5 protein-coding genes and 2 pseudogenes are annotated in these 5891 nt (G+C 54.2%); 5 read left to right on the top strand and 2 right to left on the bottom strand.

Annotated features, from left to right (window positions below; translation table 11 throughout):
- Together H8B03_RS18860 and H8B03_RS18855 are read left to right on the top strand one after the other, a co-directional pair.
- Window positions 1-97: pseudogene (locus tag H8B03_RS18860) on the top strand (IS5/IS1182 family transposase); the annotation flags it as partial.
- Window positions 98-197: 100 nt separating this feature from the next.
- A complete protein-coding gene (locus H8B03_RS18855) occupies window positions 198-746 on the top strand; it encodes a DUF2971 domain-containing protein (protein ID WP_193143523.1) in 549 nt (182 codons plus the stop codon).
- Window positions 747-787: 41 nt separating this feature from the next.
- Here the strand turns inward: H8B03_RS18855 and H8B03_RS18850 are convergent, their stop codons facing one another.
- Window positions 788-2302 carry a DNA cytosine methyltransferase gene (locus H8B03_RS18850; protein ID WP_193143521.1) on the bottom strand — a complete coding sequence of 505 codons (1515 nt, stop codon included), beginning with the start codon at window positions 2300-2302 and terminating at the stop codon, window positions 788-790.
- A gap of 57 nt (window positions 2303-2359) precedes the next feature.
- Between H8B03_RS18850 and H8B03_RS18845 the strand changes: the two genes are divergently transcribed.
- From H8B03_RS18845 to H8B03_RS18835, 3 genes are all read left to right on the top strand, one after another.
- On the top strand, window positions 2360-2803 hold the full coding sequence (locus tag H8B03_RS18845; RefSeq protein ID WP_193143519.1) for a very short patch repair endonuclease: 444 nt from the start codon (window positions 2360-2362) through the stop codon (window positions 2801-2803).
- A 294-nt stretch (window positions 2804-3097) separates the two neighbouring features.
- Entirely contained in the window at window positions 3098-5350 is a 2253-nt protein-coding gene (locus H8B03_RS18840) for a sensor histidine kinase (RefSeq protein WP_193143509.1), read from the top strand.
- Window positions 5347-5787, top strand: coding sequence for a hypothetical protein (locus H8B03_RS18835; protein ID WP_193143500.1), 441 nt, complete (start codon window positions 5347-5349; stop codon window positions 5785-5787). The genes H8B03_RS18840 and H8B03_RS18835 overlap by 4 nt, the downstream gene beginning before the upstream one ends.
- Window positions 5788-5790: 3 nt before the next feature.
- Here the strand turns inward: H8B03_RS18835 and H8B03_RS18830 are convergent.
- Window positions 5791-5891, bottom strand: a pseudogene (locus H8B03_RS18830) (IS5/IS1182 family transposase); the annotation flags it as partial.

Below are 5891 nucleotides of genomic sequence, written 5' to 3'. Positions count from 1 at the left end.
GAAAGACTGGCGGCGGGTCGCAACCCGCTATGACCGCTGCCCCAGAGTCTTCCTCTCGGCAATCGCCCTCGCGGCCATCGTCATCTACTGGCTTTGAAACTCAATGAGTCCAGACCCTAGACGAACAGCCCTCTTTTCTACATTGGCGGGATATCACGAGGATCGCTTGCTTTGGCTCTGAGCCAGACAATCTTCTGATGTGGTCGCACTACGCCGATGGGCTGCGCGGGCTATGCTTGGTTTTTGATGATGACGAGCTTTTGGAGGCGAGCCCCAGAAGCACGTTCGCCGTGAATGTTGCCTACCAAAAGAACCCGCCAACTGCAGATGCATTCATCTATGCAATCGCGAATGATCAGATGGACTTTCATCTTATGTCGATTGAAGAAGCCGAAGATCGTTCCAAGCATATTGGTGAGAGAGACCCCTTTGTGGAAGACTACCGAAAGGTGGCGGGGGATGCTTACCTGAGCAAAACAGAGATTTTACAGAGGGTGTTTGCGACCAAACCATTGGAGTGGGAATACGAAGCAGAAAGGAGGCTTCTGGTTCGCGCCTCGGGAAATGATACAGAGCCAATATTTCATAGGTTCCCCAAGACCGCCTTGCGCGAAATCCTAATCGGAGAACGAATGCCTGACAGCTTTCGCGCTCGGCTTGAGGCTTTGGTCGCGGAGCATTATTCTCATGTGTCGACTAGGGCCGTTGCACGCTCCTCATCCACCTACCGTTTGAAAATCAGATAAGCCGCCTCCCTAAATGAGGCGCGGGCCAAAAAAGGCAAAGTTCAGATTGTCTCGAATATTGGTAGAAGAGCGTCCGCAATCTGTTTCGCAAGAAATGGAGGCACTGCATTGCCAACCTGCACGAACTGTTCGGTGCGATTGCCCATGAAGTGATAGTTGTCAGGGAACGTCTGTAGCCGTGCGGCCTCGCGCACCGTCAGACTACGGCACTGCGTCGGGTCCGGGTGAATGAAGTAGTGCCCGTCCTTCGAGATGTGGCTCGTTACCGTTGAAGCCGGGGCATTGCCGATCTGAACGCGGAACCTGTCATTGAACTTGCCCGTTTTCCAGTTCTTGTGGTTTGGTGCCAGGATGTCCGGAAACTGGTGGGCGCGCGGGCTAAGCCCCTCGGCCTTCGCGAAACACGCGGCGTAGAGGTAGCGCGCAAGATCGGATGGCATATGGCCTCGGGTTTCGTGACCCGAGACGCCGATGATCTTCGGGTCGTCCAGAAACGCAGCGAGTCCCGGCTGCAGCTTCCTCGAAAGAGGTTTTCTTGCTTTGCTCGCGCGACCCAACTGCGAAGTCGCTAGAAGTTGTTCCTCGACCCGATCCAGCTCGTTCAGAAAGCTACCAAAGTTATCGCCCGGATAATCCCGGACGATCTTGCCGACAGACACCATCGCGTCGACCACCGCGTCGTACCAAGAGTGCTCGTCATCGCGTCTGCTCAACCCGCTTCGCAGCCTCGGCAGGCCTGTCAACATGTCCCTTACTGGAACCAAGGCGTTTTGCTGGCGAAGTTTCGGAACGAAGTCTCCGGCGATATCCGACCTGATGCCGACGATGATAACCCTGTGCCGCGCCTGCGGTACGCCATAAGCTTCCGCGCGAATGACGAAATCCTTGGGTTCCGTATGATCGCCCGGCTGGATGTTGGCCGACAAGGCGATGAGCTTGTAACCCGGGCCAGCATGTTCGAGATCAGATATGACCTGCTCGAAGATGGCCAAGCCTTCGACGGATGAGGACAGCATGCCCTTGACGTTCTCCATCACGAACACCGCGGGGCTCATCTCTCTCAGAACTCGACAATACTCGCGGTAGAGGAAGTGCCGGTCGTCATTCTTCGGTCTGTAGTCCTTGATTCCGGCGTTTCTAGATCGGCCGGCAAGGGAGTAGGCTTGGCAGGGAGGGCCGCCGATCAGAAGAGTGCGATCACCGGCCAACCGTTTTGTTGCAGAAATTCTCTCCGAGAGCATTGTCGCTGTTTCGGGTTTCCCAAGCTCTGCACAAAGGGCCTCGTTTTCGGCAGATTTCCATTGCCGAGGATACAGCTCTCTCCAATCTGGGCATTCGTGCTTTCCGGCGATCCATGAATAGTATTCCTGTGGGAATTCATCGAATTGGCGCAGGAATGCGCGGAGTCTCAGGGTCTTGTGCGCTGAGCGATCCTTTTCGATCGAGACGGAAATTTCATAGGCACGCGTCCCATCGTCCCTCATGCAAGATGAGAATCCCTCTCCGAGGCCTCCCGGGCCGGAAAATAGATCAACGATTTGAACGGGCTTCGACACATCAATTCTCCTGCCTCTCCTCTTCCCAGGTTTTCGCAGACATGGCAAGGAGATGAGATGGTGGACATCGTCGACGCCGAGACCCGATCACGGATGATGCGCAACATCCGTGGCAAGGATACGAAACCGGAGCTGTTGCTACGGCGCGCCCTGCATGCGCGCGGATTCCGGTATCGACTGCATCAAAAGGGACTTCCGGGTCGGCCCGACCTCGTGTTTCCCAAGTATCGGGCTGCTGTCTTCGTCCACGGCTGCTTCTGGCACCGTCACCCGAGATGCCCGAAGGCAACCACCCCCGCGACGCGTGAGGACTTCTGGCAGAGCAAGTTCGCCGAGAACACTGCGCGAGATCGGCGGAACATCGATCAGCTGCAGTCGGTAGGTTGGCGTGTCCTTGTCGTCTGGGAGTGCGAGCTTGCACCAAACGCCATCGCTGCAACAACGGACCGAGTGTCAGCTTGGTTGGACCAAGGCAGGCCCATGGAAACAGGCGCCAACTGAAATGACGGTACGCCGGCCATCCATGCGGTCCGACGGGAACTGTGCGGGCAAAGCCGTCTGCCAACGAAACTTGCGCGCGTCTATGAAACCATTCGCAGCGAGCTGCCACGTCGCTAGAAGCTTGCGACATGAGACAGAGCCTGCTTCAGTGACTATAGGAAGCTTCTCACGAAAACTCAGTGGGAAGGTTCAGGAGGTAGCTGTGACGATATCCCAAAAGACCAATGTCGCGTCGAAAGCAGACGTTGTCTCTATTTGCTAAGGTGCCATGTCTTTGGGCCAAGAAAGGGACGATTGACCCTGCATGAATTCGAAGAATATGCTGGAAATGGAGAGTTAATGCGCGAGTTGGAAGAAAAGAAATTACGATTTAGGCCCAAAGCCCGAATAATTCGGACTATTGGCGACCAACTGATAAGCGGCCCAGAGGCCGCAGTTATTGAACTCGTCAAAAATGCGTATGACGCAGATGCAAATTTCGTAGAGATCAAGTTTACCCCACCTCTTGTAGCCGGTCAGGGTCGGATATCTATTTCCGACGATGGGCACGGGATGTCGCTAGATGATATTCAGCTAAAGTGGATGGAACCGGCGACTGCTTCCAAAGTGATTGACCGTAGGTCGCCATCCAAAAAACGCAAGATGATGGGATCTAAGGGAATCGGTCGCTTTGCTGCTGCGAAGCTTGGTAGCAAAATGGCGCTCACATCGACCGTTCAGGAAGGTGATGAGAGCATTGCTGTATTAATTCCGGAGCTCGATTGGAGTATCTTCAACGATGATGTTTATTTATCCGACATCGCGATTGACTACTTGGTTCAAGAAATCGGTGGGCCAACCGGGACCACTATTGAGATCATCGAGCTTCATGAGGACTGGAGCAGGGAAAGAATAGCCAAGCTCTATGGTGAACTTAGGCGACTGCTTTCGCCATTTTCAGCTTCGAGTGACGAAAGCGCAGACTTCTCTGTTTTCCTCGACCTTTCCGAGTGTGATGGCGAGTCATCTGGCTTTGAGCCTGAGGAGATATTTGGTGGTGCGGATGCAGAAGAACCCTCGGGAGGCTATGGGGGTTCTGGTCGACGAGTGCGTCCCTTTCCTTTGCTATCGGCTTGTGACTACGAACTGAGTGGAACGCTCTCTCCAGATGGGGCCTTTGAGGGCTTCTTCACCATCCATCGGGCGGGCCGAGGTTCTGAGACCGTTAGTCTTCCGGGAGCGGGAATAAAAAATCACGAGAGCCCGGGAACCGTAGACGTCCAACTATACCTCTTCGACCGGGAAGCCGATGCCCTGAAGAGTAACATGAGGGCTGCTGGCCTCGGAGACATGACAGCGGTGGAAGCGCGCAGGTTGCTCGACAGAATCTCGGGGGTCGCGATATACCGGGAAGGCTTCAGGGTCCGACCGTATGGAGATCCTGAAAACGATTGGCTGGCGCTTGACACCCGCCGGGTCCAAGATCCTTCGCTCCGCATTGGTCACAACCAGGTAGCGGGATACCTTAAGATCGAAGGAGAGCTGAACTCGCACCTTTTTGAGCGTAGTAGCCGCGAGGGATTCGAGGACAACTCTGCATTTCAAAACCTTGCGAAATTAGTGAAGCGATTGTTGGCGGAAGTGGTCGAGCCAAAGCGTTTCGATTTTCGTGAGAAGGCCGGCATTTCTCGATCCCGGTCTACCTCCTTTGATGAGCTCAAGGAGCTCTCCGAGTTGAAACGCGTCAGAAAGCTGCTCAATCTGCTGGAGCCCAAGGCAAGGGAAGAAGCAGAGCGCATCATCGACAAAGAGTCGCAGCGTCTGTCATTGCGAATTGAGGCAATGCGTGAGCGGCAACGCGTGCTCGAAGCGCAATCGTCACTAGGAGCAATTTTGGCCGAAGTTCTTCATGAAGGTTCGCCCGAGGCGACCTTTATCAAGAAGAGCGCCGACCGGATGAGCGTCATGCTAAAGACTTTCCTGTCAGGCGATGACAGCGGGAAGAGCAAAGCGCGGGAATACTTTTCGCAGCGGATACCTCAATTGAAAGCATCTGGTGACAAACTGTCCGAGCTGTTTCGAATACTTCGGCCACTTGCTGGAGGAAAGCGACGTGAAGCGTCTCTCTTCTTTCCTGTGCAAACAATCAAAGATGCACTTGCGATATTCGAAGACCACGAAGTTTCTCTGGAGATAGATTCTTTGGCGAAAGGTATGGAGTTCCTTGGCCACTCCGAGGATTTGACCACGGCAGTTGTAAACATTGTGGGCAACTCGATCCACTGGCTGGAAGCAACGGTCGTCGAGGACCCAAGAGTTCACATAACGCTTGCGCGTTCTGAGGATGGAGGACACGTCTTCATTGAGGACAACGGGCCGGGCGTTCGTTCGGAGTTCATGGACCGCATTTTTGAAGTTGGGTTTACGCTGAAAGATGGTGGTACAGGCCTTGGATTGAATATCGCACGTGAGGCGTTGGCACGATCTGGCGGGAAGCTCAAGTTTCACCCAGAGCATGAAGGCGGAGCACTGTTTGAAATCGTATTCCCAGCGGGGCCAGAGCATTGAACAAGAAGACTATTCTCGTCGTTGAAGACGAAGATCGCATGATTACGCTCATGCAAGAAGCGCTAGAGGACTGGAACAGCGCCAACACAGCTAACGGACGCTGCTTCAAAGCAATTCCAGTCAATTCAATCGCCGGCGCAGCCGAGGCGATTTACGATATGAGGGTCGATTGCGCGATAGTCGACTTGCGATTACCAACAGGTCAAGTTGGCAAACAAACCTCGCCCGAAGCAGGCAATACGCTGGCTACCGATCTAATCCTAAAGAAGGGAATGCCCGTTGCGGTTGTCTCAGGTTATCCGGCTGAGATGGACAAGCATCTTACTTCTTTGCCGATAAACAGGTTCGACAAAGCTGATGATGGTTACGAACACGCACTCAACTGGCTTGGCGAACAATGGACGCTAATGGAAGCTCTTAGGGTCTGGACTCATTGAGTTTCAAAGCCAGTAGATGACGATGGCCGCGAGGGCGATTGCCGAGAGGAAGACTCTGGGGCAGCGGTCATAGCGGGTTGCGACCCGCCGCCAGTCTTTCAGTC

It is taken from the genome of Meridianimarinicoccus sp. MJW13 (genome assembly GCF_014901205.1).
Classification (GTDB): domain Bacteria; phylum Pseudomonadota; class Alphaproteobacteria; order Rhodobacterales; family Rhodobacteraceae; genus Meridianimarinicoccus.
Note: the sequence above shows the minus strand (reverse complement) of the source record. Positions and strands in the feature narration are given on the sequence as shown.